This is a genomic window from Pseudomonas sp. AC229, from assembly GCF_979254655.1.
Genome location: NZ_CEEDHK010000015.1, coordinates 25,599 through 52,175, shown reverse-complemented (window position 1 = coordinate 52,175; position 26,577 = coordinate 25,599). Strand labels below are relative to the sequence as shown.

At 59.0% G+C, this 26,577-nt stretch carries 24 protein-coding genes, 4 tRNA genes and 1 pseudogene; 7 read left to right on the top strand and 22 right to left on the bottom strand.

Annotated features, from left to right (window positions below; genetic code table 11):
* Positions 1–36: 36 nt before the first annotated feature.
* From flgG to AC0IW7_RS19970, 8 genes are all read right to left on the bottom strand, one after another.
* Positions 37–822 (bottom strand): flagellar basal-body rod protein FlgG, encoded by a 786-nt coding sequence (gene flgG / locus AC0IW7_RS20005; protein WP_122492539.1) that lies wholly within the window; start codon positions 820–822, stop codon positions 37–39.
* Between the two features lie 46 nt (positions 823–868).
* Complete coding sequence (locus tag AC0IW7_RS20000; RefSeq protein ID WP_122492540.1) at positions 869–1,609, bottom strand: flagellar basal body rod protein FlgF; 741 nt, start codon at positions 1,607–1,609, stop codon at positions 869–871.
* 194 nt (positions 1,610–1,803) lie between these two features.
* Complete coding sequence (gene flgE, locus AC0IW7_RS19995) at positions 1,804–3,129, bottom strand: flagellar hook protein FlgE (RefSeq protein WP_471820330.1); 1,326 nt, start codon at positions 3,127–3,129, stop codon at positions 1,804–1,806.
* Between the two features lie 31 nt (positions 3,130–3,160).
* On the bottom strand, positions 3,161–3,838 hold the full coding sequence (locus AC0IW7_RS19990; protein ID WP_471820328.1) for a flagellar hook assembly protein FlgD: 678 nt from the start codon (positions 3,836–3,838) through the stop codon (positions 3,161–3,163).
* Between the two features lie 20 nt (positions 3,839–3,858).
* The gene (gene flgC / locus AC0IW7_RS19985) at positions 3,859–4,311 is read right to left on the bottom strand and encodes a flagellar basal body rod protein FlgC (RefSeq protein WP_122492543.1); all 453 of its coding nucleotides are present in this window, start codon (positions 4,309–4,311) and stop codon (positions 3,859–3,861) included.
* Positions 4,312–4,325: 14 nt separating this feature from the next.
* Entirely contained in the window at positions 4,326–4,733 is a 408-nt protein-coding gene (gene flgB / locus AC0IW7_RS19980) for a flagellar basal body rod protein FlgB (RefSeq protein WP_122492544.1), read from the bottom strand.
* 256 nt (positions 4,734–4,989) lie between these two features.
* Positions 4,990–5,817, bottom strand: coding sequence for a protein-glutamate O-methyltransferase CheR (gene cheR / locus AC0IW7_RS19975; protein WP_122492545.1), 828 nt, complete (start codon positions 5,815–5,817; stop codon positions 4,990–4,992).
* 55 nt (positions 5,818–5,872) lie between these two features.
* Positions 5,873–6,799 (bottom strand): chemotaxis protein CheV, encoded by a 927-nt coding sequence (locus AC0IW7_RS19970; protein ID WP_122451779.1) that lies wholly within the window; start codon positions 6,797–6,799, stop codon positions 5,873–5,875.
* Between the two features lie 81 nt (positions 6,800–6,880).
* Between AC0IW7_RS19970 and flgA the strand changes: the two genes are divergently transcribed.
* From flgA to AC0IW7_RS19950, 4 genes are all read left to right on the top strand, one after another.
* Positions 6,881–7,639, top strand: a complete 759-nt coding sequence (gene flgA / locus AC0IW7_RS19965; protein ID WP_471820326.1) for a flagellar basal body P-ring formation chaperone FlgA — start codon at positions 6,881–6,883, stop codon at positions 7,637–7,639.
* Positions 7,640–7,787: 148 nt separating this feature from the next.
* Complete coding sequence (gene flgM / locus AC0IW7_RS19960; protein WP_471820324.1) at positions 7,788–8,126, top strand: flagellar biosynthesis anti-sigma factor FlgM; 339 nt, start codon at positions 7,788–7,790, stop codon at positions 8,124–8,126.
* Positions 8,127–8,182: 56 nt separating this feature from the next.
* Positions 8,183–8,653, top strand: coding sequence for a flagella synthesis protein FlgN (locus AC0IW7_RS19955; protein WP_471820323.1), 471 nt, complete (start codon positions 8,183–8,185; stop codon positions 8,651–8,653).
* Positions 8,654–8,754: 101 nt separating this feature from the next.
* The gene (locus tag AC0IW7_RS19950) at positions 8,755–9,498 is read left to right on the top strand and encodes a flagellar brake protein (protein ID WP_471820321.1); all 744 of its coding nucleotides are present in this window, start codon (positions 8,755–8,757) and stop codon (positions 9,496–9,498) included.
* A gap of 57 nt (positions 9,499–9,555) precedes the next feature.
* Here AC0IW7_RS19950 and AC0IW7_RS19945 read toward each other — a convergent pair whose 3' ends face one another.
* From AC0IW7_RS19945 to AC0IW7_RS19930, 4 genes are all read right to left on the bottom strand, one after another.
* Positions 9,556–10,863, bottom strand: a complete 1,308-nt coding sequence (locus AC0IW7_RS19945; RefSeq protein ID WP_471820320.1) for an MFS transporter — start codon at positions 10,861–10,863, stop codon at positions 9,556–9,558.
* A 60-nt stretch (positions 10,864–10,923) separates the two neighbouring features.
* Positions 10,924–12,165 (bottom strand): glutamine synthetase family protein, encoded by a 1,242-nt coding sequence (locus AC0IW7_RS19940; protein WP_471820462.1) that lies wholly within the window; start codon positions 12,163–12,165, stop codon positions 10,924–10,926.
* Positions 12,166–12,414: 249 nt separating this feature from the next.
* Positions 12,415–12,489 (bottom strand) — tRNA-Arg (locus tag AC0IW7_RS19935).
* Positions 12,490–12,617: 128 nt separating this feature from the next.
* Positions 12,618–16,103, bottom strand: coding sequence for an indolepyruvate ferredoxin oxidoreductase family protein (locus AC0IW7_RS19930; RefSeq protein WP_471820318.1), 3,486 nt, complete (start codon positions 16,101–16,103; stop codon positions 12,618–12,620).
* A gap of 199 nt (positions 16,104–16,302) precedes the next feature.
* Here AC0IW7_RS19930 and AC0IW7_RS19925 point away from each other — a divergent pair, with 199 nt between their 5' ends.
* The gene (locus tag AC0IW7_RS19925) at positions 16,303–16,776 is read left to right on the top strand and encodes an Lrp/AsnC family transcriptional regulator (protein WP_463541501.1); all 474 of its coding nucleotides are present in this window, start codon (positions 16,303–16,305) and stop codon (positions 16,774–16,776) included.
* On the opposite strand, the gene phnN is transcribed toward AC0IW7_RS19925, so the two are convergent.
* A complete protein-coding gene (gene phnN / locus AC0IW7_RS19920; protein ID WP_471820316.1) occupies positions 16,773–17,324 on the bottom strand; it encodes a phosphonate metabolism protein/1,5-bisphosphokinase (PRPP-forming) PhnN in 552 nt (183 codons plus the stop codon). The genes AC0IW7_RS19925 and phnN overlap by 4 nt on opposite strands.
* 151 nt (positions 17,325–17,475) lie before the next feature.
* A pseudogene (locus AC0IW7_RS19915) lies at positions 17,476–17,547 on the bottom strand (DUF5363 family protein); the annotation flags it as partial.
* Positions 17,548–17,735: 188 nt separating this feature from the next.
* Between AC0IW7_RS19915 and AC0IW7_RS19910 the strand changes: the two are divergent.
* A complete protein-coding gene (locus AC0IW7_RS19910; RefSeq protein ID WP_122451789.1) occupies positions 17,736–18,068 on the top strand; it encodes an Arc family DNA-binding protein in 333 nt (110 codons plus the stop codon).
* Between the two features lie 80 nt (positions 18,069–18,148).
* Here the strand turns inward: AC0IW7_RS19910 and mgtE are convergent, their stop codons facing one another.
* Entirely contained in the window at positions 18,149–19,591 is a 1,443-nt protein-coding gene (mgtE, locus tag AC0IW7_RS19905; protein WP_122492555.1) for a magnesium transporter, read from the bottom strand.
* A 316-nt stretch (positions 19,592–19,907) separates the two neighbouring features.
* On the opposite strand from mgtE, the gene AC0IW7_RS19900 reads away from it, so the two are divergent.
* Complete coding sequence (locus AC0IW7_RS19900) at positions 19,908–20,414, top strand: DUF4124 domain-containing protein (protein ID WP_471820314.1); 507 nt, start codon at positions 19,908–19,910, stop codon at positions 20,412–20,414.
* A gap of 41 nt (positions 20,415–20,455) precedes the next feature.
* Here AC0IW7_RS19900 and AC0IW7_RS19895 read toward each other — a convergent pair.
* The 7 genes from AC0IW7_RS19895 to ltaE form a co-directional block, all read right to left on the bottom strand.
* Positions 20,456–20,532: transfer RNA gene (locus AC0IW7_RS19895), tRNA-Arg, on the bottom strand.
* 93 nt (positions 20,533–20,625) lie between these two features.
* Positions 20,626–20,702 (bottom strand) — tRNA-Arg (locus AC0IW7_RS19890).
* Positions 20,703–20,809: 107 nt separating this feature from the next.
* A tRNA-Ser gene (locus AC0IW7_RS19885) sits at positions 20,810–20,900 on the bottom strand.
* Between the two features lie 61 nt (positions 20,901–20,961).
* Positions 20,962–21,147, bottom strand: coding sequence for a carbon storage regulator CsrA (csrA, locus tag AC0IW7_RS19880; RefSeq protein WP_003283978.1), 186 nt, complete (start codon positions 21,145–21,147; stop codon positions 20,962–20,964).
* 194 nt (positions 21,148–21,341) lie between these two features.
* Positions 21,342–22,577, bottom strand: a complete 1,236-nt coding sequence (locus AC0IW7_RS19875) for an aspartate kinase (protein ID WP_122492557.1) — start codon at positions 22,575–22,577, stop codon at positions 21,342–21,344.
* 87 nt (positions 22,578–22,664) lie between these two features.
* Positions 22,665–25,289 (bottom strand): alanine--tRNA ligase, encoded by a 2,625-nt coding sequence (alaS, locus tag AC0IW7_RS19870; RefSeq protein WP_471820312.1) that lies wholly within the window; start codon positions 25,287–25,289, stop codon positions 22,665–22,667.
* Positions 25,290–25,501: 212 nt separating this feature from the next.
* Positions 25,502–26,515 (bottom strand): low-specificity L-threonine aldolase, encoded by a 1,014-nt coding sequence (gene ltaE / locus AC0IW7_RS19865; RefSeq protein WP_471820310.1) that lies wholly within the window; start codon positions 26,513–26,515, stop codon positions 25,502–25,504.
* Positions 26,516–26,577 lie beyond the last annotated feature (62 nt).

Genomic DNA, 26,577 nt, shown 5'->3' with positions numbered 1-26,577 from the left:
CGGGCCTAACGGGCTGCGGTTAAATCCGGTTAGCGATTAAAGATTCTGGGTAATAAACGACAGCATCTGGTCAGCGGTGGAAATCACTTTGGAGTTCATTTCGTAGGCGCGCTGGGTGGTGATCATGTTCACCATCTCCTCCACCACGCTGACGTTGGAGTTTTCCAAGGTGTTCTGTTCGATGGTGCCCAGACCGGTGAGGCCAGGCGTACCCACTTGCGGCGCGCCGCTGGAGGCGGTTTCCAGGAACAGGTTGTTGCCGATGGCTTCCAGGCCGCCCGGGTTGATGAAGTCGGCGGTCTGGATGTTGCCGACGATCTGCGGCTGGGCGTTGCCGGCGGTGGTCACCGAGGCGGTGCCATCTTCACCGACGGTAAAGGTGCGCACTTCGTTGGGCAGCACAATGGCCGGCTCCAGCGGGAAGCCGTTGGAGGTCACGACCTGACCGTCGGAGTTCAGGTGAAAGCTACCGTCGCGGGTGTAAGCAATGGTGCCGTCGGGCTGAAGAATCTGGAAGAAACCACGGCCATTGACCGCCATGTCCAGCGGCTGCTCGGTGGTTTGCAGGCTGCCGGCGGTGAACATTTTCTGCGTGCCGACAATGCGCACACCGGTACCCAGTTGCAGGCCGGACGGCAGTTGGCTGTCCTGGGTGCTTTGGGCGCCGGGTTGACGGCGGATCTGGTAGAGCAAGTCCTGGAATTCCGCGCGGTCGCGCTTGAAGCCCGTGGTGGACACGTTCGCCAGGTTGTTGGAAATGGTCGTCAGGTTCATGTCCTGGGCGGACAAACCGGTTTTACTGACCCACAGAGCCGGAAGCATGTTGATTCTCCTCGGACGCCGGTTTCACGGCGCCGCGTACTGATGGTTAGCTAAGTTGCAAAACACGCGCCAGGGATGTGGCGTCGTCTTCGGCCGTTCGCATCATCTTCACTTGCAGTTCGAACTGGCGGGACAGCGAGAGGATCGAGGTCATCTCTTCTACCGCGTTGACGTTGCTGGTCTCGACGAAACCGGACGTCAACTTCACGGTGTTGTCGGCCAACGGTGGCGTGGTGCCCTTGAAATGGATCATGCCGTCCGGGCCTTTTTCCATTTGCTTGAGGTCGGGGTTGACCAGCTTGATGCGGTCAACCTCGGCCAGCACATTCGGCGCTTCGCCTAGGGCGCGGATGGAGATGGTGCCGTCTTCGCCGATTTCGACTTTCTGTTCCGGTGGCACGGCAATCGGTCCGCCGTTGCCCAATACCGGCAAGCCGCTGCCGGTGCGCAGTTGGCCAAGGGCGTCGATTTTCAGGCTGGCGGTGCGCACGTAGGCTTCGCTGCCATCGGGCGCTTGCACGGCCACCCAACCCTGGCCGCTGACCGCGACATCCATCGGGTTACCGGTGTCTTGCAAAGTGCCGGGGGTGAAGTCGGTGCCAGGGCGTTCGCTCATGGCGTACACGCGCGACGGAAAGCTGTCGCCGAACACCTGCATGGAGCGGGCTTGTTCGAAGTCGCGGCGGAAACCGTTGGTAGAGATGTTCGCCAGGTTGTTGGCATGGGCGCGCTGGGCCAGGGTGTTCTGGCTGGCGCCTGTCATGGCGACGTAGAGCATTTTATCCATGGTGATTCTCCGAGATTGGGCGCGCCAAACGTTGACGGCCTGCGGCTCTATGCAAGCTTTAAAGCAGGCATCGTGCCAATCCCTAAAAAAATCCGTATGCCATTGATAAAAAACAGATTTTAAAAACAACAAAGGGCTTCCAGAGAAGCCCTTTGCAGGTGTGCGGCGACGGTTTGCCGCCAGCGGCAAGCGCCTTAACGCAGGTTGATGATGGTTTGCGTCACGGCGTTTTCGGTTTCGATGGTTTTGGCGTTGGCCTGGTAGTTACGCTGCGCCACGATCAGGTCGACCAGCTCGGTGGAAATGTCGACGTTGGACGACTCCAACGCACCGGCAGTCAACGAGCCCAAGGTGCCGGCACGGGGCGTACCGACCACCGGCTCGCCCGAATCCGCCGACTGCACCCACTGGGTTTTGCCGACCGGGGTCAGACCTTGCACGTTGGCGAAGTTGGCCAGAATCACTTGACCCTGAATCTTCGACTGGCCGTTGGTGTAACGGGCGAACACCTGGCCGGTGTCGTCAATTTCCAGACCCGACAGTTGGCCGGTGGTGTAACCGTCTTGGGTGACTTTGTTCACGGCGAAGGTGCTGGATACCTGCGAGGAACCACGGATATCCAGGGTCACCGCTGCCGAGGCGGCGGCGCCATTGGCAGACCACACCGGTGGCGTGCCGCCGTCGGATTGCGCCGGCACCCAGTTGTTGATGCTGAGTTTGTTGTTGGCGTAGGTCAGGCCAGCGGTGTTTGGCGTAACGGTTGCCAATTGGCCGGCGCCGTCGAAGGTCAACGTCGAGTTCAACGGCGTAGTGCTGGTCGGATCCTGCGGGTTACGGCCGTCGATCAGTACGTTCATGGTCCAGTTGTTCGCCACGGGCGGAGTTGCCGCTGGGTTGGCGTTGTTCAGGAAATACTGGGTCATGACGTGGGCGTTGCCCTGGGCGTCGTAAATGTTCACCGAGGTGGACGAGGTGTAGCTCGTCGGGTCCGCCGGGTCGAACGGCGTGGTGGTCGGCGCCTTGCTCGAGGAGTTCAGGTTGAAGCTCTGAGTGATGGCGGTGGTCGCACGCGGCGCCTGGTTGGCGGTTTGAATGCTCAGGTTGCCGACGATGCCGTTCTGCAGCTGGCCGTTGGCGTCTACCGAGTAGCCCTGCAGGTTGTAGCCGTTGTTGTCGACGATAAAGCCTTCTTTATCGGTACCGAAATAACCGGCACGGGTGTAGCTGATCGAACCATTGTTGCTGGTCACGAAAAAGCCGTTGCCGTTGATGCCCATGTCCAGGGCGTTTTCGGTGTAGTCGATGGTGCCTTGGTTGAACAGCTGCGCCACGTTGCCGAGCAACACGCCACTGCCGATGGCGTTGCTGCTGGAGGCCAGCATCGACGAGGAGTACAGATCCTGGAACTCGGCACGGGACTGTTTAAAGCCCACGGTGCCGGCGTTGGCGATGTTGTTACCAGTGATATTCAGGTCACTGGAGGCGGCTTTGATACCGCTAAGTCCGATATTGAACGACATGGGATGCTCCTGAACGCCGGGTTGCCGGCAGTTATTGACCTATCACTTGAACTTTGGAAATGCCGATGCTGCCGAGCCCTGCGAGGTTGAGCAGCATTTCGCCGCCGTTGATCCCCAGGGTCACGCTGTCGACGTTGGCCGGCAGGCTGGTGCCCATGGCGACCTCTTTGCCGCCCACCGACGCTTTGGCTTCGAAACTGTATTTGCCCAGCGGCAAGACGTTGCCGCTGGAATCTTTGCCATCCCACATAAACGTGACCTGACCGGTTTTCTGCTGGCCCAGGTTGACCCGCGCCACTTGCGAACCCTTGCTGTCGAGCACGTTGACGAACAGGTTGTCGGTGCCGCTGGTGAGGGCAATCGAGCCTTTGAACGTTTCCTTGGTGTCGACCATGGCCGTGTCGGTGGACAGGATCACTTTGCGGCCCACCAGCGACGAGGCTTGCAGCGCCTGCGATGACTGGGTGCTGGAGAGGATGCTTTCCACGCTGGTGTTGAGGTTGTCCAGACTCTCCACCTGAGTGAACTGGGCCAACTGCGCCACGAATTCACTGTTGGTTTGCGGGTCCAGCGGGTTCTGGTTGTTCATTTGGGCTACCAGCAATTGCAGGAACTGATCCTTGCCGAGGGTCTTGTCCTGGGTACCAGTGTCCTTAATGGCGTACTGATCAAGGACTGATGACTGGTTGCTTACGCTATCGACGGCCATTTCTTACCCCTAAGTCCGGCTTACTGACCCAGGGTCAGCACCTTGGTCATCATTTGTTTGGCGGTATTCATCATTTCGGTATTGGTCTGGAACGCGCGGCTGGCAGAGATCATGTCGGCCATCTCTTCCACCACGTTGACGTTGGGGTAATAGACGTAGCCGTCCTTATCCGCCGCTGGGTGATTGGGTTCGTAGCGCGGCGTGAGGCTGCTCTGGTCTTCCACCACACCCATGACCTGCACGCCACGCCCCGAGTTGTCCTGGTCGGCGAACAGCGAACCACGGTCGCCGTTCTGCTGCGCTTGCTGGTCGGTAAACACGGTGGCAAACACCGGATGACGAGCGCGGTAGGTTTTGTCGACGCTGGAGGACACGGTCTCGGCGTTGGCAATGTTGCTGGAGATGGTGTTCAGGCGGGTGGTCTGAGCACTCATGCCGGTACCGGCGATATTGAACACACTGGAAAGGGACATGGCAGTGGTCTCCGTTATTCGCCGCGAATCGCAGCAACAAGGCCTTTGAATTTGGCGTTCAGCAGGGTGAAGCTGGCTTGGAATTGCACAGCGTTTTCTGCGTAGTTGGATTGCTCGATTTGCTCATCGACGGTGTTCTGGTCGATCGAGGGCTGCGTCGGCACGCGGAATTTCAGGCCCGGGTCGGCAATGGCCATGCCTTCAGCGGCAATGTGGCCGGTGTTGGTGGTGGCCAGGGAAACCGGCGAGCGCTGGCTCTTTTCAGCCTGGGCGGCGAGCACCGAGGCGAAGTCCAGATCACGGGCTTTAAAGTTGGGGGTGTCTGCGTTGGCCAGGTTGTTGGCCAACACTTCGGCGCGTTGGGCGCGAAAGCCCAATGCCTTTTCGTGAATGCCGAGTGCTGAGTCGAAGCTGATGCTCATGTCTGCGAACCTTTGCCAATGGGCCAACGGGTTTTCTGTGCAAGACATTTAGCAAGGCTTGTGCCAACTAATTTATTGCTTATAAATCAGTATATTGGCGCTAGAGCGAGTCGATTTTCCGGCGAAACCGGCAAAGCTTTTCCGCTGCCCGGCAATGGCAACGGCGGGGACGTGATAGAAATTTGCCGCTCAAGGGCAAACGCACGGCGATAAAAAAGGAGGCACGTGGCCTCCCCTTTTCGGCACCGCTACAAGGTTATTTCACCTTGTAAATGATGCCCGGACTGCACTGCACCATCTGGTAGTGATCCGGCAGGCCATTCAATGCTTCGGAAGCACCGAGGAACAAGTAGCCGCCCGGCTTCAAGGTGGCGTGAATGCGCAGCAGGATGTCTTTCTTCACTTCGGCGGAGAAGTAGATCAACACGTTGCGGCAGAACACGATGTCGAACTTGCCGAGGCTGGCGTAACTGTCGAGCAGGTTCAGGGCGCGGAATTCGACGCGGGTACGAATGGCCGGTTTGATGGCAAAACGGCCGTTGCCTTTAGGGTCGAAGTAACGCTGTAAACGTTCTTGCGAGAGTCCCCGGCCAATCGCCAGGCTGTCGTACTCCCCCGATTTACAGGCTTGCAGCATGGCGCTGGACAGATCGGTGGCAACAATTTGCACGCCGCCTTTGAGCTGGCCGAGGTTGCTGCGTTCGAACTCGTCGGTGGCCATCGACAACGAATACGGTTCCTGCCCCGACGACGAGGCCGCCGACCAGATGCGCAAGCGCGCGCTGGGGTTGGCTTTGAGCAACTCGGGGTAGACACGATTTTTTAATACTTCGAACGGATAGGTGTCGCGAAACCACAAGGTTTCGTTAGTGGTCATGGCATCGACCACCTGCTCGCGCAAACCACCGCGCGGCGTGCTTTGCATGCGTTGCACCAGCTCACCGAGGGATTTGATGCTGTTCTGTTCCATCAGCTTGTTCAGCCGGCTGGAAACCAGGTACTGCTTGTTGGCCCCCAACACGATGCCACAGGCCTTTTCCAGGAAAATCCGGAACTGCTCAAAATCCACGTTACCTGAAGACACTAGCGCTGCCTCACCATACCTGTAGGTTTGCTAAAGGGCCGTGCGGCCCTCAGCTTCAATCTGAAACGTTAATGCGTTCAATCACGCGGTTGGCCAAGTCGTCTGGCCGGAATTTAGCGAGGAAATCATCGGCCCCCACCTTCTTCACCATAGCTTGGTTGAATACGCCCGACAGGGAAGTATGCAGGAGGATGTGCAGCTTCTGCATGCGCGAGTCCGCACGAATCTCCGCTGTCAGGGTGTAGCCATCCATCTCCGGCATTTCGATATCGGAAATCAACATGATGAACTCGTCTTCCGGACGCTTGCCCTCGTCTGCCAACTTGCGCAGAAATTCCAGGGCCTGGCGGCCATCGTTGAGCGCTGTCACTTCAACACCCACCGACTGCAGACAACGGGTGACCTGCTTTCGTGCCACTGACGAGTCGTCAACGATCAGCACGTGCTTGGTCACCGCCTTGCCTTGAGTCTCGACGTCGATCACCCCAGCGGTGATGGCTTCCGAAATAGGCGCCACCTCGGCGAGGATTTTCTCCACGTCGATGATTTCCACCAGTTGCTGGTCCAGGTGGGTCACTGCCGTTAGGTAGTGATCGCGCCCAGTGCCCTTGGGTGGCGGATGGATTTCTTCCCAGTTCATGTTGACGATGCGTTCAACCGAGCGCACCAGAAAGCCCTGAACCTTGGTGTTGTATTCGGTGATGATGACGAAGCTGCTGTCCAGATCCGCCAGGCCCGCACGGCCGGTGGCCATGGACAGGTCAAGAATGGGAATGGTACCGCCGCGAATATTGGCCACCCCGCGAACCACCGGGCTGGATTTGGGCATGATCGTGAGCTTGGGGCACTGCAGCACCTCCTTCACTTTGAACACGTTGATGCCGTACAACTGTTTGCTGTCCAGGCGGAATAACAACAGCTCCAGTCGGTTTTGCCCCACCAACTGCGTACGCTGGTTAACCGAGTCCATCACTCCGGCCATACCCTGCCCCTCATTAATATGTTGACCACCGTGCCCCCGCTTAGCCTAGCAGCCGGCACGGGCTTTGCTTTGTAGCTGAGCATGAAACTGAAAACGCCACTTTCTCGACGCTTCTCTTTCCGGCCACTGCGGGCAGCCGGATCATGGCTGGCTTTGCTGGCGCTTGGCCACATTAACAGTGCGGCCGCTGACCTGACATTACCTGAACAACTTATCGGCGCAAGCCAAGGCTTTCTTGAGGTCACGGTTCAGGACTATTTAGAGCGTAGCGAAATCCAGGCGCGGCAAGAGATTCAAATTAATCGACTCGACCCGCGGTTGCAGCTGCCGTTATGCGATGAAGACTTGAGCGCGTCACTCGAAAGCCCGGCGCAGCCCGTTGGTCGGGTGACGGTGCGGATTCGCTGCGAGGGCTCCACGCCCTGGACAGTTTTCGTGCCCGCGCAGGTCAAGCTGTACCGCAAGGTGGTCATCGCGATTCGGCCGCTAAAGCGCGGTGTACAACTCAGCGAGGCAGATGTGGCGCTGGTGGAGCGGGACGTGGGTTTGCTGACGCAGGGTTATATGACCGACATGGGCCAGGTACTGGGCACCACCCTGACGCGTGGGGTGATGACCGATCAAGTGCTGGCGCCGGTGACCATCGAACAAGCCAAGGCAGTGAGCAAAAGCGATCAAGTGGTGATCAGCGCCAAAAAAGGCGGCATCAATGTACGCATGCAAGGCGAAGCGCTTTCTGACGGCGTGTTGGGCGAGCAAATTCGCGTGCGCAATCTCAGCTCCAAGCGGGTTGTGAAAGCGCGGGTGGTAGGGCCAGGGCAAGTGGAAGTTGGCATGTAGCTGGATTTTTACGGGCAATTCGCTGTCCGTTTTCATACACTGGCGCCCAGCTGGACGCAGCGAAAAGTCGGTGAAAAAAATCCTAAAGTTTCTTCAACCAGCGCCGACAAGCTAGGCAAGCGTCCAAACACCGTAGAGGTTTTGCATCATGGTTATCGATATCAACCGGCTCAACAATGCCGCCGCGTCCACCAGCACTGGGCGTACCAACGCGTCCCAAACTGGCCGGAGCACCGATACCGCGAGCGCCACACAACCCGCCGCGCCAGCTAACGCTGCCGAACAAAGCACCGCCAAAACCGGTGAGTCGGTTCAGCTCAGCCAACAAGCTCAGCAGCTGCAAAAAGTTACTGACAAACTTAGTGAGCAACCGATTGTCGACAAAGAACGTGTGGCTCGCCTGAAACAGGCTGTGGCCGACGGCAGCTACCAAGTCGACAGCAAACGCGTAGCCAGTAAACTGCTCGATTTCGAATCCCAGCGTTAACCCGTCAGCGGGCGACTCTGGGGGTGTTGTTGGACGCCTAACTCCGAGAGTTCGCCATGCACGATACGACCCTGCTGCACCTGTTCAACGAAGACATCGGCACCGCCTCTCAGTTACTTGAACTGATCGACGCCGAATTCCAAGCCCTCACCGACCGCGACCTGCCTCGTCTGGAAAGCATTCTGGCCGACAAGCAACCCCTGCTCGCGGTGCTCGGCCAACACGGCGCCGAACGCAACAAACTCCTCACCTCCCTCTCACTGCAACCCGACCAAAGCGGCCTTAACGCCGTGGCCGAACAGTCGCCCGTGGGCGCTGAATTGCTGGCACGTGGTGCCGAGCTCAGTGCGCTGCTGGAACGCTGCCAGGCCGCCAACACGCGCAACGGCCGCTTGATTCGAGTGAACCAGGCCTCGGTCGGCGGCATGCTCGGCATTCTGCGCGGTAACGCCGACACGCCAGGGCTCTATGACAGTCGCGGTGGTGCCGCTAGAATCGGCCAGCAGCGCCCGCTCAGTCAGGCCTGACGAACTAATAACAAGGGGCAAGGGACGTACCGGCAGAATGCCAGTATGCTAGAACCCAACCTGGGTCGTGCCACCGTATTTTGCTCGGAGAATTCTGGACCGTGTCCAACCCCTTCGCCGCGGGTGATGGCCCGCAACCACCGAAAGTCCTGAAAGCTCCGCTGGAAGTTTTCGCGGCGTTGCGCCCATTGGAAGAACACCGCGACCCGCTGATCATCACCTTTCACGAGCGCTCGCAGCGCTTCCAGACGTTCATCATTCAGATCAACCGTGAACGTGGCGTGGTGGCGCTGGACGAAATGGTGCCCAACGATGGCGAACGTTTTCTGAAAGCCGGTGAGAGCTTTCGCATCGAAGGTTTCCACGACGGCGTGCGCATCGCTTGGGAATACACCCAACAGATTCAAGTCGGGCAGCTCGAAGGCTCCAACTGCTATTGGTGCCCGATGCCGACCGAAGTGCTCTATCACCAACGTCGCAACGCCTACCGCGCCCCGCTCAAGCAAGCGCAAGCGGTGAATATCGAACTGAGCGGCGACCGCCTGAAAAGCCCCATCAAAGGTCATCTGCTCGACATCTCTGCCACCGGTTGCAAGCTGCGCTTTTCCGGCGATGCCAGCAAAGGGCTGCAATCTGGCCAGGTGTACGAACGCCTGGTTGCGCAGCTGCCATTCGGCGCGATGACCACGGCCGTGGAATTGCGCCACTTGGTGTATGACGAAAAGCTCGACATGACGTTCGCCGGCATGCGCTTCCACCGCATGAACGGGCTGGAGCAACGTCAAATCGACCGCTTCGTGTACCAACTGCAACGCGAAGCCCGTCGCGACGACATTGACGACTGATACCCGCACAAACAAAAACGCCACCCGACGAGGTGGCGTTTTTGTTTGTGGCAAACGTCAGGTCGACTTGGTGTCTGCTGGGTCGTCCACGTCTGGCGGCGTCTGGGTTTGCATCTGGTCGTGGACGATCTGCTCGTCAACGCGCGGGTCCAGGGCCGCCACCAGTGGCGAGCTGGTCATGTTATCGGGCATGGACATGTGATGCAGGGGCGCGTCGTCTACCTGATGCAGATTGGTCACCGCATCCGGGCGGATGCGCAGCACCAGCACGGCAGCACAAAAGCACACGAAGGCGAACAGCATGTTCGGCCCGAACTGGCGCATAAGCCCGCCCGCCACCAACGGCCCAACGCAAGCGCCAATGCCAAAGGTCACCAACAAGATCGCCGTCAGCGACACCCGCCGCTCCGCCTCGACGTGGTCGTTGGAAAACGCCACCGCCAGTGGATACAGGCTGAACTGCAACACGCTCAAGGCGAAGCCAATCGGCAGCAACACGTCCAGCGAGACACTGGGCATTACCGCCAACGGCAACGCCGCCAGTACCAGCAGCAAGGCGCAGCCGCGAATCAGCACCGCGCGGTTGTGGCGATCAGACAACCACCCCAACGGCCACTGCACCACCAGCGCGGCGAACACACAGCAACCCATAAACAAACCGACCTGCTCGTTGCTCAGGCCTTGCCGCGCGGCATACAACGGCGCCAAGCCGTAAAACGAGCCGATGATCAGCCCCGACACCAACGTGGTCTGCAACGATTGCGGCACGCGCTCGATAAAAAAGCGCGGCTCCAGCGGTGCCGGGCGCATTGGCGCAGGGTGAATTTTGCGCGTAATGGCCACCGGCACCAGGCACAGCGAGAAACACAGCGCCACCAGAATCAACAGCTCAAGCCCCAGCGCCGGGTGAACAATCAGCACCAACTGGCCGAGCACCAACCCCAGGTACGACGCAATCATGTAGCCCGAAAACACCAACCCGCGCTGACTGGCTTCGGCCTGCTCGTTGAGCCAGCTTTCGATGACCATGTACTGACACATCATGCCCACGCCGACGATGGCCCGCAGTACCGTCCAGGCCGGCAGCCAATCGAGCAGACCATGGCCCAACACCGCAGCCGTGACGATGCCGGCGCACGACACATACGCGCGAATATGGCCGACGCGGGCGATCAGCCGGTGGCCAATTTTGCCGCCGAGCACCAGGCCGAAGTAATACGCCGCCATCAAGGCGCCGACCCACAGCGAGTCGACTTTATCGGCGGCCAGGCGCAGGCCCAGGTAGGTGCTCAACAAACCCGAGCCAATCAGCATCAGCAGGCTGGCGAAGTAAAGCGCTCGAAAAGACTTCCAGATTCGACGCATCGGCTTTCCGAACGGCTCCTTGAATAGAGGCCGGACCCCAGCGGTCCGGCACGGTGACGCTTACGCTTGGGCTGCCAACACGCGGCGTTCCCACGGGGTGATTTCGTCGTAGAAGCTGGTGAGCTCCAACGTCTTGGTAGCAATGTAGCCGTCAATGAACTCATTGCCGAATAGCTCGCGCGCCAAGGTGCTGCGTTGCAGACGGTCTATCGCAGCGTGCATCGTAGACGGCAGCCGCAAGGCATCGGGCACCTCGAACTCGCCCTGAATGGCCTCGCTCGGCTGGAGGTGCTGTTCGATGCCGTACAAGCCCGCCGCCAAGCTCGCCGCCAGGGCCAGATAGGGATTGGCGTCGGCACCCGGCAGGCGATTCTCCACCCGCCGCGCCGCCGGCGAGCTGGCCGGAATGCGCAGGCCGGCGGCGCGGTTGTCGTGCGACCAGCAGGCGTTGTTCGGCGATGCATACGGATGAAACAAGCGCTGGTAGGAATTCACGTTCGGTGCGAACAGCAAAGTGAAATCCGCCAGGGCCGCTTGCTGCCCGGCAATGAACTGATAGAAAGCGGGCGTCGCTTCGCCATGTTCGTCGCTGAAAATATTCTGCCCACTGCCCTGCTCTACCACGCTCTGATGGATATGCATCGAACTGCCCGGCGTATGGGCCAGCGGCTTGGCCATGCACACCACGATCACGCCGTGCTTGAGCGCCACCTCCTTCAGCAGATGTTTAAACAGGAAGGTTTGGTCGGCCAGCAGCAGCGGATCGCCGTGCAGCAGATTGATCTCGAATTGGCTGACGCCCATCTCGTGCATAAAGGTGTCGCGCGGCAAACCCAGGGCCGCCATGCAGCGATACACCTCGTTGAAAAACGGCCGCAAGCCGTTGTTCGACGACACGCCAAAAGCCGAGCAGCCATCCTCCCGACGACCATCCAACCCAAGCGGAGGCTGAAACGCTTGCTGCGGATCGGCATTGGCCGCGAATACGAAAAACTCCAGTTCGGTGGCGACCACCGGCGAGAGACCGCGCGCGGCGTAATTGCTCAGCACACGCTTGAGCAGCCCGCGCGTGGAAAGGCCGGAGCTGCTGCCGTCCAACTCATCGGCATCACAAATGGCCAGCGCGCGGGGCACGTCGCTCCAGGGCAGACGGTGAATTTGCGTAGGGTCGGCGTTTAGTGCCAGGTCGCCGTCGTCGCCACCGTAAAACGGCGCGGGCGGGTAACCGCCCATGATGCATTGCAGCAACACCCCTCGCGCCAGTTGCAGCCGGCGCCCCTCCAGGAAGCCAGCGGCGGTCATCACTTTTCCGCGCGGCACGCCGTTGAGGTCAGGGGTTACGCATTCAATTTCGTCGATGCCGGCCAGGTGCGCGGCAAGTGAACTGGGGCCATCAGTACTCATAACGTCTTGTCCTTATTAGAGCCATCACGCATGGGAGCGCGGGCGCGTACAAAATACGCATCGGCTGTTCAGGATTTCAAGCAGCGAGCACAGATAAACCGCCGCAGTGGCGGGCATGAACGAACAGAAGGGAAAACAGAAAGCAGATGGTGTCCCCTGCTGGAGTCGAACCAGCATCTAGCCCTTAGGAGGGGCTTATTCTATCCATTGAACTAAGGAGACAAACCGAGCCAGCCGGCAGAGTAGCCGACCGGCCGGCATGTTAACGGCGGGCTGCGTTTTTGTCATGTGTTTGCCGGGCGCAAAAACGCCGCTGCGTGCGACCTGCACGGCAGCGGCGTGAGCGGCTATCAGGCTGCTGCCACGTAAAGCGGCGGCGACTGGCTGCCCTCGTCGCGCAGTGAGCGGCGTAGCTCTTCAGCCTGCCGCGCCACAGCCAGCAGCGCTTGATCCTTCACGTGACCATAACCACGGATACGTTCCGGCACCCGCGCCAGCGCCAAGGCGCTATGGCGTTTTGCTTCGTTGATTCGCTCAAGAATCAGCGCAACATCCGCTTCGTAGTGGCCGATCAGCTCGCGCTCCATGCGCCGTTCGTGGCTGTAGGCAAACGGATCGAACCGCGTGCCGCGCAGGAATTTGAAGCGCGCCAACACGGCAAACGCCTGCAACATCCACGGTCCGAAACTACGCTTGCGCAGCTCGCCCGTGCGCGCATCGCGCTTGCTCAGCCACGACGGCGCCAGGTGGAACTGCAAGCGGTAATCGCCTTCGAACTGCGCTGCCAACTGACGAGTGAAGTCGCCATTGCTGTACAGGCGCGCCACTTCGTATTCGTCCTTGTAAGCCAGCAGTTTGAAATAGTTGAAGGCAACCGCCTCAGTCAGCGCCAGCGGCTGGCCGGGGAACAGGCGAGATTCAGTAGCGCGCACGTGACTCAGCAATGCCAGGTAACGGTCGGCATAGGCGTCGTCCTGATACGCGCGCAAATTCGCCGCGTTTCGCTCGATACGTTGCTCCAAGGTCAGTTCTTTTTCGGCCAACTGCGCCGCGGCATCGGGCTTGGCGAGCGCCTTGACGGCGTCCGGCGAGTGCGCCGCGCGACGCCCCCACAAAAATGCCTGTTGATTCAGCGCCACGGCGACCGCATTGAGTTCGATAGCCTGATTGATCGCTTCTGCGCTCACCGGCACCAGCCCCAGTTGATAGGCGTAACCCAACATAAAGAGGTTGGTGGCAATGCTGTCGCCGAGCAGGCCGGTGGCCAATTCAGTGGCTTCGACAAAATGGGTTTTGCTGCCGCCCACCGCCTCGACAATTGCCTGCTGCATCGCCGCGCCCGGGAATTCAGCGTTGGGGTTGCGGGTGAATTCGGCGGTCGCTGCTTCATGGCTATTCACCACGGCGTGGGCAATTTGCTCGTTCAGCTTGGCCAACGCTTCTTCACTGGCGGCTACCACCAAGTCGCATCCCAGCAGCAGGTCGGTTTCGCCAGCGGCGATGCGCACGGCATAGATGTCGTCTTGCTTGGCGGCAATGCGGATGTGGGTAATCACTGGCCCAAACTTCTGCGCCAACCCCGCTTGATCCAGCACGCTGCAGCCCTTGCCTTCCAAGTGCGCGGCCATGCCCAGCAAGGCGCCGACCGTCGTGACCCCGCTGCCGCCCACCCCCGGCAACAGAATGTTGTACGGGCGCTCCAGGGTCGGCTGAACCGGCTCGGGCACGGCGGCGAACTCTGCGCCGTGGCCGAGGGCTTCGGGCTTACGCAAGCGGCCGCCATGCACGGTGACGAAGCTCGGGCAGAAGCCATCCACGCACGTGAAGTCCTTGTTGCAGGAATTCTGGTCGATCTCGCGTTTACGCCCTTGCGCGGTTTCCAGCGGCAGCACCGACAAGCAGTTCGACTTCACGCTGCAATCACCACAGCCCTCACACACGGCCGGGTTGATGAAGGCGCGCTTGGCCGGATCAACCAACTTGCCGCGTTTGCGCCGCCGGCGTTTTTCGGTCGCGCAGGTTTGGTCATAGATGATCACCGACGTGCCCTTGAACTCGCGCAGCTCCCGCTGCACGGCGTCCAACTCGCGACGATGATGAAAGGTGACGATGGGCGCGAAGGTGGCGCGGGTGGGGTATTTGTCTGGCTCATCGGACACCAGCGCAATGCGTTTAACCCCTTCGGAGAACAGTTGCTGGCTGAGCTGATCGACGCGCAATTCACCGTCAATAGGCTGGCCGCCGGTCATGGCGACCGCGTCGTTGTAGAGAATTTTGTAGGTGATATTCACGCCGGCGGCGACCGCTGCCCGCACCGCCAGTTGGCCGGAGTGGAAGTAAGTGCCGTCGCCCAGGTTCTGGAAAATATGCGGCGTGTCGGTGAACGGCGCCTGGCCGATCCATGTCGCGCCCTCGCCGCCCATCTGCGTAAAGGTGTCAGTGTTGCGGTCCATCCATTGCGTCATGTAATGGCAACCGATGCCACCCTGGGCGCGGCTGCCGTCCGGCACTTTCGTCGAGGTGTTGTGCGGGCAGCCAGAACAGAAATGCGGGGTGCGAACGGTTTTGTGCTTTGGCGCGGCCAGGGCCTTTTCCTTGGCGGCCAGAAAAGCCAGGCGTGATTCGATTTGCTCGCTGGAGTAAATCGGCGCCAGGCGTTTGGCAATCGCGCGGGCGATCATGGCGGGCGTCAGCTCGCTGAGGTTCGGCAACAGGGAAACGCCCTGCTCGTCAAACTCCCCCACCACGCGGGGGCGTTTGTCGACCGGCCAGTTGTAGAGCTGCCCGGTGAGCTGGTCCTCGATGATGCTGCGCTTCTCTTCGACCACCAGAATCTCGTCTAAGCCCTGCGCGAACTCATGCACCGACACGGGCTCAAGCGGCCAGCTCATGCCGACTTTAAGCACCCGCAGGCCGACTTGCGCGCAGAGTTCGTCGTCCAAACCGAGGTCGACTAATGCCTGGCGTACATCGAGGTACGACTTGCCGGTGGTGATGATGCCGAGGCGCGGATTGGGGGAGTCGAGCTTCACCTGGTTGAGGTTGTTGGCCAGCGCAAACGCGCGGGCGGCGTAAATTTTGTAGGTGTTGAGGCGCTTTTCCTGAACCAGGGGCGGGTCCGGCCAGCGGATGTGCACACCGTCTTCGGGCAACTGGAAGTCGGTGGGTAGCTGGACCTGAACACGCAGCGGGTCGACATCAACAACGGCCGAGGAATCGACATTTTCGGCGATGGTCTTCAGCGCCACCCAACAGCCGCTGTAGCGCGAGAGTTCCCAGCCGAGGATGCCGTAATCGAGAATTTCCTGAACATTGGCGGGGTTGAGCACCGGAATCGACGCTGCGATAAAGGCGTGCTCGCTCTGATTGGCGATGCTCGATGATTTGCAGCCATGGTCGTCGCCGGCGAGCAACAGCACCCCGCCATGAGCCGAGACGCCAGCCGAGTTGCCGTGTTTGAACACATCGCCGCAACGGTCGACGCCCGGCCCTTTGCCGTACCACATGGCGAACACACCGTCGTAACGCGCGCCGGGAAACAGGGACGTTTGCTGACTGCCCCATACGGCCGTAGCCGCGAGCTCTTCGTTAACGCCGGGCTGAAAGTGGATGTGGTTGTCTTGCAGAAAGGTTTTGGCTTCCCACAGGCTTTTATCAAGATTGCCTAATGGCGAGCCGCGGTAACCGGAAATAAAGCAGGCCGTGTTCAGGCCATGGGCGCTGTCGCGCTGTTTTTGCAGCATCGGCAGGCGGGTGAGTGCCTGAGTGCCGGTGAGGTAGAGATGACCGGTTGCGAGTCGGTACTTGTCATCCAGGCGGATCTCGGCCAGAGACATAGCGGGCGCTCCTGTTATTTTTATGGCGACCTGGGCGGCTACGGTAAAGCCTCCCTACTTTGGCTAACGGCAGGATTTCTGCCGAGGCACATGGCTAAGAATATGACCGGACGGTTCCGATTTTTTCTTTCTATTTTCGGGTCTTCGCGCCACTCTTGCGCATGAGTTATTCAGGAAAAACAATAAAAGAGACTGACTAATGCAAAGCGCCCTGAGCCCCATCGACCGGAAGATTTTGCGCCTGCTGCAGCACAACGCTGATTTGTCTGCAGCCGAGATCGCCGAAAAGGTTGAGCTATCCCAGTCGCCCTGCTGGCGGCGGATTCACCGCATGCAGGAAGAAGGCTTGATCGAGCGAAAGGTCGCACTGCTAAATCCGACGCTGCTAGGCTTCTCCATCACCGTCTTCGTCAACATCAAGCTGTCTGCCCACGGGCGCAACAACCTCACGGAGTTTGAGGAGGCGATCGTGGGTTATCCGCAAGTGCTGGAGTGTTTCACCATGGCTGGCGGCTCCGATTACTTGCTTAAGGTGGTGGCCAAAGACATCGCCAGCTACGAGCGTTTTCTACGCGACCAGTTGTTGCAGCGCCCGCATGTATTGGAAGCCCACTCGAACATCGCCATGAGCGAAGTGAAGCGCACCACCGAGCTGCCCCTGGACCTGGTTTAACTGCGCGGGGCGGCGATTAGACGCAACAACGCGGACACGGTGATCGCCAGGGCGCCGGAGTTGTCGAGCATATGCAGCCCCTCAGCTTCTGCGGCGGGCTGAATGTGGGCGCTGCGGGCCAGGCGGGCGTCAATTTCAGCGAGCGTTTCACGACCGCGAGCCAGGAGACGTTGGCGCAGAATCGCCGGCTCGACTGTCAGTAGCACAGCGAGAAGGTTGGGATAGCGGCGGCGAGCTTCAGGCAAGTAAGCGCGCGAGCCGTTGACGACCACGTTGTCGCCATCGGCCAACCACGTGTCGATCTGGGCTGGAATGCCATAGGCGAGGCCGTTGGCGCGCCAACTCATGGCAAACGCACCTTGCGCCTCCAAGTGTTCGAACCGTTCTGGCGTAACGGCCTCGGCGTCTTCGCCTACCGCTTCGGCTGAACGGGTGATCACCCGCCGCACCAGGCGGCAACCGTGCGCCTCAAGCTCTCCAGCAGCGGCCTGCAACAAGCTGTCTTTGCCAGAACCCGACGGCCCCATCAGGTAAACCAACGCGCCCATCTACATCACCTCATTACAAATGCCTAGCGCTAATGCCGCACTGAGTCGACGGAGCCGCAATCTTGCCCGATCACGTCTCAGACTGGGCAAGCAAATCGTGAAACTCCTCACCAATGCCGACAAGTTGTATGACGACAAGGCAAACATGGGCTTAAATGCACAGTACTTCCGTGCCAGAACGATCCACTTTGACAAATGGCACGCATTTTCGACAGTTGGTGCTGGCACAAAGCCGCTAGCGAGTTCAAACTGCGACACAGATTTGGCGTCAAATAACTGATGCAGCGACTCAAGGGTCAACAGGGGATAATTGCCCTCCCGTTGAACGGCTAGTGCTAATGATGGTCAAACCGGTGACAATCATGCAGCCAAGTGCCAGCATCGCTTCCCTGAACTAACCGGTTTAAATGTATGCGCCCTATGAAACAGGCTATTTATTCCAGCCGTACGGCTGACAAGTTCGTCGTTCGCTTACCCGATGGCATGCGCGAGCGCATCGCGGATGTAGCGCGTAATCATCACCGCAGCATGAATTCCGAGATCATCGCTCGCCTGGAACAGAGCATGCTCCAGGAAGGCTCGCTGGACGAAGACCTGAGCATGCGCTTGGATAGACCGGAACTTTCCCTGCATGAGCGCGAGCTGCTGCAACGGTTTCGCCAACTGTCCCGGCGTCAGCAAAATGCCTTGGTCGCTTTGATCGCTCACGATGCCGAGATGAACGCTGAAGCAGAAGAAGCCTAAGTCGGCCGGACAGTTTCAGGTAACAAGCCTCCATAAAAAAACCGCCAATGGCGGTTTTTTTATGTCTGCGATTTGAGGGCTTACAAGAGAAACAACGTAGCGAGCCCCAGGAAGATAAAGAAGCCACCGCTGTCGGTAACGGCAGTAATCATGACACTGGAGCCTAGCGCCGGATCGCGCCCCATGCGCGTCAGCGTCATGGGAATGAGCACACCCATTAGCGCGGCTAGCAGCAGGTTGAGCGTCATGGCCGCCGTCATCACAATGCCTAGCGACCAACTGCCGTACAACATGTAGGCAACCACCCCGATCACGCCCCCCCACACCACGCCGTTAAACAGCGAAACCGCCAATTCCTTGCGCATCAAGCGCGACGTGTTGCCAGTGCTCACTTGGTCCAGCGCCATCGCGCGAACAATCATGGTGATGGTCTGATTACCCGAGTTACCACCGATGCCCGCCACAATCGGCATCAGCGCCGCCAATGCCACCAGTTTCTCGATAGAACCTTCAAACAACCCGATCACGCGGGATGCGATAAACGCGGTGATTAGATTGATCGCCAGCCAAGCCCAACGGTTGCGCAGCGATTTCCACACCGAGGCGAAGATGTCTTCTTCCTCCCGCAGACCCGCCATGTTCAAGACTTCGGTTTCGCTTTCTTCGCGAATCAAGTCGACCATTTCGTCGATGGTCAGACGACCGATGAGCTTGCCGTTCTTATCCACAACGGGCGCAGAAATAAGGTCGTAACGCTCAAAAGCTTGCGCGGCGTCGTAGGCATCTTCGTCCGGGTGGAAGCTCACCGGATCATCGGCCATGACTTCGGCAACTTGCTTGTCCGGATCATTCACCAGCAATCGCTTGATCGGCAGCACACCCTTGAGCACACCGTCGTAGTCAACCACGAACAGCTTGTCGGTATGGCCAGGCAATTCTTTAAGGCGGCGCAGATAACGCAGCACCACTTCCAGGCTCACATCTTCGCGGATGGTGACCATCTCGAAGTCCATCAGCGCGCCGACCTGGTCTTCCTCGTAAGACAACGCCGACCGCACGCGTTCGCGTTGCTGGGCGTCAAGGGTTTCCATCAGCTCGTGCACAACGTCACGCGGCAGTTCTGGCGCGAGGTCAGCCAGCTCGTCGGCATCCATGTCCTTGGCGGCCGCGAGAATCTCGTGATCGTCCATGTCGGCGATCAGCGTTTCACGAACGGAGTCGGATACTTCGAGAAGAATGTCGCCGTCGCGCTCGGCTTTGACCAACTGCCAGACGGTCAGACGGTCATCGAGCGGCAGCGCTTCGAGAATATGGGCAACGTCGGCGGAGTGCAGGTCGTCGAGCTTGCGTTGCAACTCGGCGAGATTCTGCCGGTGAACCAGGCTCTCTACGCGCTCCTGATTCTGGCCTTCCTGACGGTGGGTCAGGTCTTCAACAAGCCGGTGCCGGTGCAGCAGTTCAACGACCTGAGCAAGTCGGTCCTGCAGGCTTTCTTGCGGCTTTTTTGCTTCTACTTCTGTCATAGCACACTCCACCCCCAGCGGCAGAGCGCGCCAAAGGGATCAATCAGTCAATTCTTGATTGGTAAAGCGAGGTTTTGAGCTACTACTGGGTAAGTCCATGATGGCAATCCATAAGCCTCGGCGAGGCTGACTGGCAAATGATACCACTGTGCCTTGTCTTTGCATGCGACAAAATCTAGGCAAGAACAAGTGCTTGCGCCACAAAGCTAGGTTTCTTCTGAATCGTGTGTACGACGCTTTGGAAGCGCTATGGGGCACTGCAGACCGAGGAAAATTTACGCGTTAGGGTGGCGACTTCTGTCACGGAGGACACCCCATGCATCTCATGCTTGCACTCATTACGCTTGTACTTATTTCCTGCCCTGCTATTTCCTTTAGCGCCACGGTCCACCGCTGCCAAGACGAAAATGGCAACGTCACCTTCACCCAACTTGGCTGCTCACCGGAGCATGGCTCGATTAGTGAAGCGCTCGATATGCCGGGCACTGAATCTGAAAGCTCAGCAGCCGCCCAACCTACGAAAAAAGCGAAGAAAGTTGTGAGCGGAAAACTGCCGCGCACAACCCAACAAGGGTCCGCTGTCGCAGGCATAGGGATACGGGAGGACGGTTGCGGCAATGTGCTTACGCCAGCAGCGCGGCGCAAGGCGATGATTAACAAGGAGGCACGCGCCGGCATGAACCAGGCGGACGTTCAGAGCATGCTGGGCAAGCCAGACAGCATCAGCAGTCAAAACGGCAAGGTGCGCTTCAACTATGTCGATAAACACAGCGGCCGCAAGCGCACCATAAGTTTCGATGCCGATGGCTGCGTAAAATCGTAGGCAATAAAAAAGGGCCTGCATGTCTGCAGGCCCTTCAAATATGGTGCACTCAGGAGGATTCGAACCTCCGACCGCTCGGTTCGTAGCCGAGTACTCTATCCAGCTGAGCTATGAGTGCAAATTACAACTTTCATAACATTCAGAGACTCTCGAGTTACATCTCTGACTTTAAATAACCGACTTGTTTTAACAACAAATCAGGCTGCTTAAATGGTGCACTCAGGAGGATTCGAACCTCCGACCGCTCGGTTCGTAGCCGAGTACTCTATCCAGCTGAGCTATGAGTGCATTTGCGGAGCAAATTATAAAGCTTCGAAATTGATTTTCAATCAATTTTTCCAGTAATTTCAACGACTTAACGTCAAACCCCAGAACATCAATTTCGTCGAAATTAATGGCGGAGAAGGGGGGATTCGAACCCCCGACACCCTTTTGAGGTGTACTCCCTTAGCAGGGGAGCGCCTTCGGCCACTCGGCCACCTCTCCGCAACACGGGGCGCATGATATCCATGTTTTCCCCGTTTGCAAAGCCAAAAATTGATAAAAATTAGTGGCTTGGTTCTTGGTCCTTCTCTTTCTGGATGCGCTGGTAAATTTCTTCCCGGTGCACGGCAACTTCCTTTGGCGCATTGACGCCGATTCGCACCTGGTTACCTTTAACGCCCAACACGGTGACAGTGACATCATCACCTACCATCAGGGTCTCTCCGACCCGGCGAGTCAGAATCAGCATTCCCTTTCTCCTTACGGATTACAGTTCAGGACAACTAGACAGTCTGCAAAATTAAAATGGCGACGGCAGCGGTGCATATCAACCACCCCGCTGCCGTCACCCAAGTATTGACTAGTGTAGGCAGAAAGAAAGTTCCACCTACCCCGCCAAAAAGACAAAAGGCGCGGAATCAACCGCGCCTTTCGAATAAACGCTTATTCGCCTTGTCGCGCCGGCGCGTCGAGCTCGAACGCGGTGTGCAATGCACGTACCGCCAGTTCCAGGTATTTCTCTTCGATGACCACCGACACCTTGATTTCAGACGTCGAGATCATCTGGATGTTGATGCTCTCTTTGGCCAGTGCCTCGAACATACGGCTAGCGACACCCGCATGAGAGCGCATACCAACACCAACGATCGAAACCTTGGCAATCTTCAAGTCACCGCTGACTTCACGCGCATTGATCTCACGCGCCGTCTGCTCCAGCACTTGCTGGGCGTTTTGGTAGTCGTTGCGGTGCACGGTGAAGGTGAAATCGGTGGTGTTATCGTGCGCGACGTTCTGCACGATCATGTCCACCTCAATGTTCGCGGCGCTGATTGGGCCGAGAATTTTGAAAGCAACACCTGGGATATCCGGCACGCCACGGATGGTCAGCTTGGCTTCGTCGCGGTTGAAGGCGATGCCGGAGATGATCGGCTGTTCCATGGATTCCTCTTCATCAATAGTAATAAGGGTGCCCGGACCCTCTTGGAAGCTGTGCAGCACGCGCAGCGGGACGTTGTACTTGCCGGCGAATTCCACCGAACGAATCTGCAACACCTTTGAACCCAGGCTGGCCATTTCCAGCATTTCTTCGAAGGTGATCTTGTCCAGACGACGCGCTTGCGGCACGACACGTGGGTCGGTGGTGTAAACACCGTCGACGTCGGTATAGATCTGGCACTCATCGGCCTTCAATGCAGCAGCCAGTGCGACACCGGTGGTGTCCGAGCCGCCGCGACCGAGCGTGGTGATGTTGCCCTGCTCGTCCACGCCCTGGAAACCGGCCACTACAACCACACGCCCGGCCTTGAGATCGGCGCGAATCTTCTGATCGTCAATCTGCAGAATGCGCGCTTTGTTGTGAGCGCTGTCGGTGAGAATGCGCACTTGGTTACCGGTGTACGACACCGCCGGCACACCGCGTTTAATCAGGGCCATGGCCAACAGGGCGATGGTGACCTGCTCACCGGTAGACACCATAACGTCCAGCTCACGGGGAACCGGTTGGTCGCTAATCTGCTTGGCCAAGTCGATCAGGCGGTTGGTTTCACCGCTCATGGCCGACAGCACGATCACCAGGTCTGTCCCGGCTTCGTGGAATTTCTTGACCTTCTCGGCTACCTGCTCGATACGCTCGACGGTGCCGACGGAGGTGCCCCCAAACTTCTGTACGATCAAAGCCATTTGCAGCTGCCTCAGCCCCTCATTAATCAGTCGCCTCACCCCAATGCCTGTGCCTGCCGGGCAGCAGGCGGCATTGTCGGGCGAGCGTTATAGACCCTGTTCGACGAAAGGCACGGTCAATGCCAGCGCGGCGTCCAGCGCACCGGCATCGACGCCGCCGCCCTGGGCCATGTCCGGGCGACCGCCGCCCTTGCCGCCGACCGCTTGAGCGGCCTGCTTCATCAAATCACCAGCCTTGAGCTGCGCGGTCAGGTCCTGGGTAACGCCTGCGACCAACACAACTTTGTCATCGCTCACCCCGCCGAGCAGGATCACTGCGCGGCCGAGTTTGTTCTTCAGCTGGTCGACCAGCGCCAACAGCGCTTTGCCGTCCATGCCATCCAGACGATGGGCGAGTACCTTCACGCCTTTCACTTCTACTGCCGAACCCGACAAATCGTCGCCGGCCGCGCTGGCGGCTTTGGCTTTAAGCTGCTCGAGTTCTTTTTCCAGCTGACGGTTGCGTTCCACCAGACCGCCGAGCTTGTCCAGCAGGTTGTCGCGGTTGCCTTTAACCAGCACGGCCGCTTCTTTAAGTTGCTCTTCGGCACTGTTCAGATAGGCCAGCGCGGCGGCACCCGTGACCGCTTCAATACGGCGCACCCCAGCGGCGACGCCGCCTTCGCTGGTGATTTTGAACAGCGCGATATCGCCGGTGCGCGAGGCATGAATGCCGCCGCACAGCTCTACCGAGAAGCTGCCGCCCATGCTCAACACGCGCACGTTGTCGCCGTACTTCTCGCCGAACAGGGCCATGGCCCCTTTGTTCTTGGCGGTTTCGATGTCGGTTTCTTCGGTCTCGACGGCAGTGTTTTTACGGATTTCCGCGTTGACGATGTCTTCCAGCGCCTTGATCTGTTCAGGCTTGATGGCTTCGAAGTGGCTGAAGTCGAAGCGTAGACGCTGACTGTCAACCAACGAGCCTTTCTGTTGAACATGGTCGCCCAGCACCTGACGCAATGCGGCGTGCAGCAAGTGCGTGGCCGAGTGGTTAAGTGCGGTGGCCTGGCGCACGTCAGCTTCGACATGCGATTCGATGGCCGCGCCCACTTTCAGGCTGCCTTCGGTGACCACGCCGTGATGCAGGAACGCGCCGCCGGTCTTGGTGGTATCGCGCACATCAAAGCGCACGCCGGCTGCTTGCAGATAACCGCAGTCGCCAATCTGACCGCCGGATTCGGCGTAGAACGGCGTCTGGTCCAGCACCACAACGCCCTCCTCGCCTGCGCCCAGCGTATCGACCGCCTGGCCGGCCTTGAACAGGGCCAGCACTTTGGCGTCGCCCGACGTGGCTTTGTAGCCAAGGAATACGGTTTCGCTGTCGACTTTAACCAGACTGTTGTAGTCCAAGCCGAACGAGCTGCCTTTGCGAGCGCGCTCGCGCTGAGCTTCCATCTCACGCTCGAAACCGGCTTCGTCCAGAGTCAGCTCGCGCTCACGGGCGATGTCGCCTGTCAGGTCCATCGGGAAACCGAAGGTGTCATACAGTTTGAAAATCACTTCGCCTGGAATGACGGTGCCTTTCAGCTCCGCCAGATCCTGCTCAAGAATTTTCAGGCCCTGCTCGAGGGTTTTGGCGAATTGCTCTTCTTCGGTTTTCAGCACGCGCTCAATGTGCGCTTGTTGCTGCTTGAGTTCCGGAAAGGCGTCGCCCATTTCCGCGACCAGCGCGGCAACGATCTGATAGAAGAAGCTGCCTTTGGCGCCCAGCTTGTTGCCGTGACGGCAGGCGCGTCGAATGATGCGGCGCAACACATAACCACGGCCTTCGTTCGACGGCGTCACGCCATCGGCGATCAGGAAACCGCAAGACCGAATGTGGTCAGCCACCACTTTCAGCGACGGCTGATCGTCGTTGGCACAACCAATGGCCTTGGCGCAGGCGGCCAGCAGGCTTTGGAACAAGTCGATTTCATAGTTCGAGTGCACGTGTTGCAGCACGGCGCTGATGCGTTCCAGGCCCATGCCAGTGTCTACCGACGGCGCTGGTAACGGGTGCAGCACGCCGTCGGCAGTGCGGTTGAACTGCATGAAAACGTTGTTCCAGATTTCGATATAGCGGTCGCCGTCTTCTTCTGGCGAGCCGGGTGGGCCGCCCCAGATGTCAGCGCCGTGGTCGAAGAAAATCTCGGTGCAGGGTCCGCACGGGCCGGTGTCGCCCATGGTCCAGAAGTTGTCGGACGCATAGGGCGCGCCCTTGTTGTCGCCAATACGCACCATGCGCTCAGCTGGCACACCGACTTCTTTGGTCCAGATGTCGTAGGCCTCGTCGTCGCTGGCGTACACCGTAACCCAGAGTTTTTCCTTGGGCAGGTTCAGCCACTTTTCCGAGGTCAGGAATTGCCAGGCGTAGTTGATCGCGTCGCGCTTGAAATAGTCGCCAAAGCTGAAGTTGCCGAGCATTTCGAAGAAGGTGTGGTGCCGTGCGGTGTAACCGACGTTTTCCAGGTCGTTGTGCTTGCCACCGGCGCGCACACATTTCTGACTGCTCACCGCGCGGGTGTAAGCGCGCTTTTCCTGGCCGAGGAAGCAGTCTTTGAACTGGTTCATGCCGGCGTTGGTGAACAGCAGCGTCGGGTCGTTGCCTGGAATGAGCGAGCTGGAAGCAACACGGGTGTGACCCTGTTCTTCGAAGAAGCGGAGGAAGGCTTCGCGGATTTCTGCGCTTTTCATCAATTTTTTTCCACGGGAAAGGCGGCGATCTAATTAGGTACAGCGCGCGATAGGGCTAATAACTACCGCTTTTAGGCCGGCAAAGGGCCGCATTATATCGGCCTCGGCCCCGGGGTACAGTGCCTTTGTCGCTATGGGGTCTATGAAAACGATTGGTGCGCCGTTGGGCACACCCACACGCACGGTCGAAATCCCCACAGCAGTTACAGGTTTCAACCGGACTGTTTTTGCGCAAAAGCGGCAAACGCGTCGATCACCTGGCCAATATCATCGCGACTGACGTCGAGGTGGGTGACTAGACGCAAACGGTCGGCAGCGGAAATGGTGATGCCGCGTTCGGCCATAAATGCTTTCAATGCGGTGGCCCGCCCGGTCATCTTCACGTAGACCATATTCGTTTGCACCGGCTCGACGCTATACCCCAGCTCCACCAATCCGGCCGCCAGGGCCGCGGCATTGGCGTGGTCATCAGCCAGACGCGCCACCTGATGCTCCAGGGCATACAGCCCCGCCGCCGCAAGCATACCGGCTTGGCGCATACCGCCGCCGACCATCTTGCGCAGGCGCCGCGCCTTGTCGATGAGTTGATCGTTGCCCAGCAGCACCGAGCCTATTGGCGCGCCGAGACCTTTGGACAAACACACGGAAACGGAATCGAAATATTGGGTAATTTCCTGCGCTTCAACCGCTTGTTTCACCGCTGCGTTGTACAGCCTTGCGCCGTCCAAATGCAGCTGCAGCCCTCGCTCGTGGGTAAGCCTGCGTGCCGCCGCCAGGTAACTGAGTGGCAGCACTTTGCTCTGCATGGTGTTTTCCAGCGCCAATAACCGGGTGCGGGCAAAGTGGAAATCGTCGGGTTTGATCGCGGCCGCTACACGCTCAAGGTCGAGGGAGCCGTCAGCTTCAACCTGCAATGGCTGCGGCTGAATCGAGCCCAATACCGCCGCGCCGCCGCCTTCATATTTATAGGTGTGCGCTTCCTGACCAACGATGTACTCGTCGCCGCGCTCGCAGTGCGCCATCAGGCCGAGCAGATTGCTCATGGTGCCGCTGGGCACGAACAAGCCTTGGGCGAAGCCCAGCTTATCGGCCAGATAGTTTTGCAGTCGTATTACGGTGGGGTCTTCGCCGTAAACATCGTCGCCGACCGGGGCCTGCATCATGGCCTCGCGCATGCCGGCGGTAGGCTGGGTGACGGTGTCGCTACGCAAGTCGATAACGGGCATTAACAGCTCTCCTTTACGGCGGACTGTCGACCCTAATGCAGGCGTCCCATAGCGACAAGGGG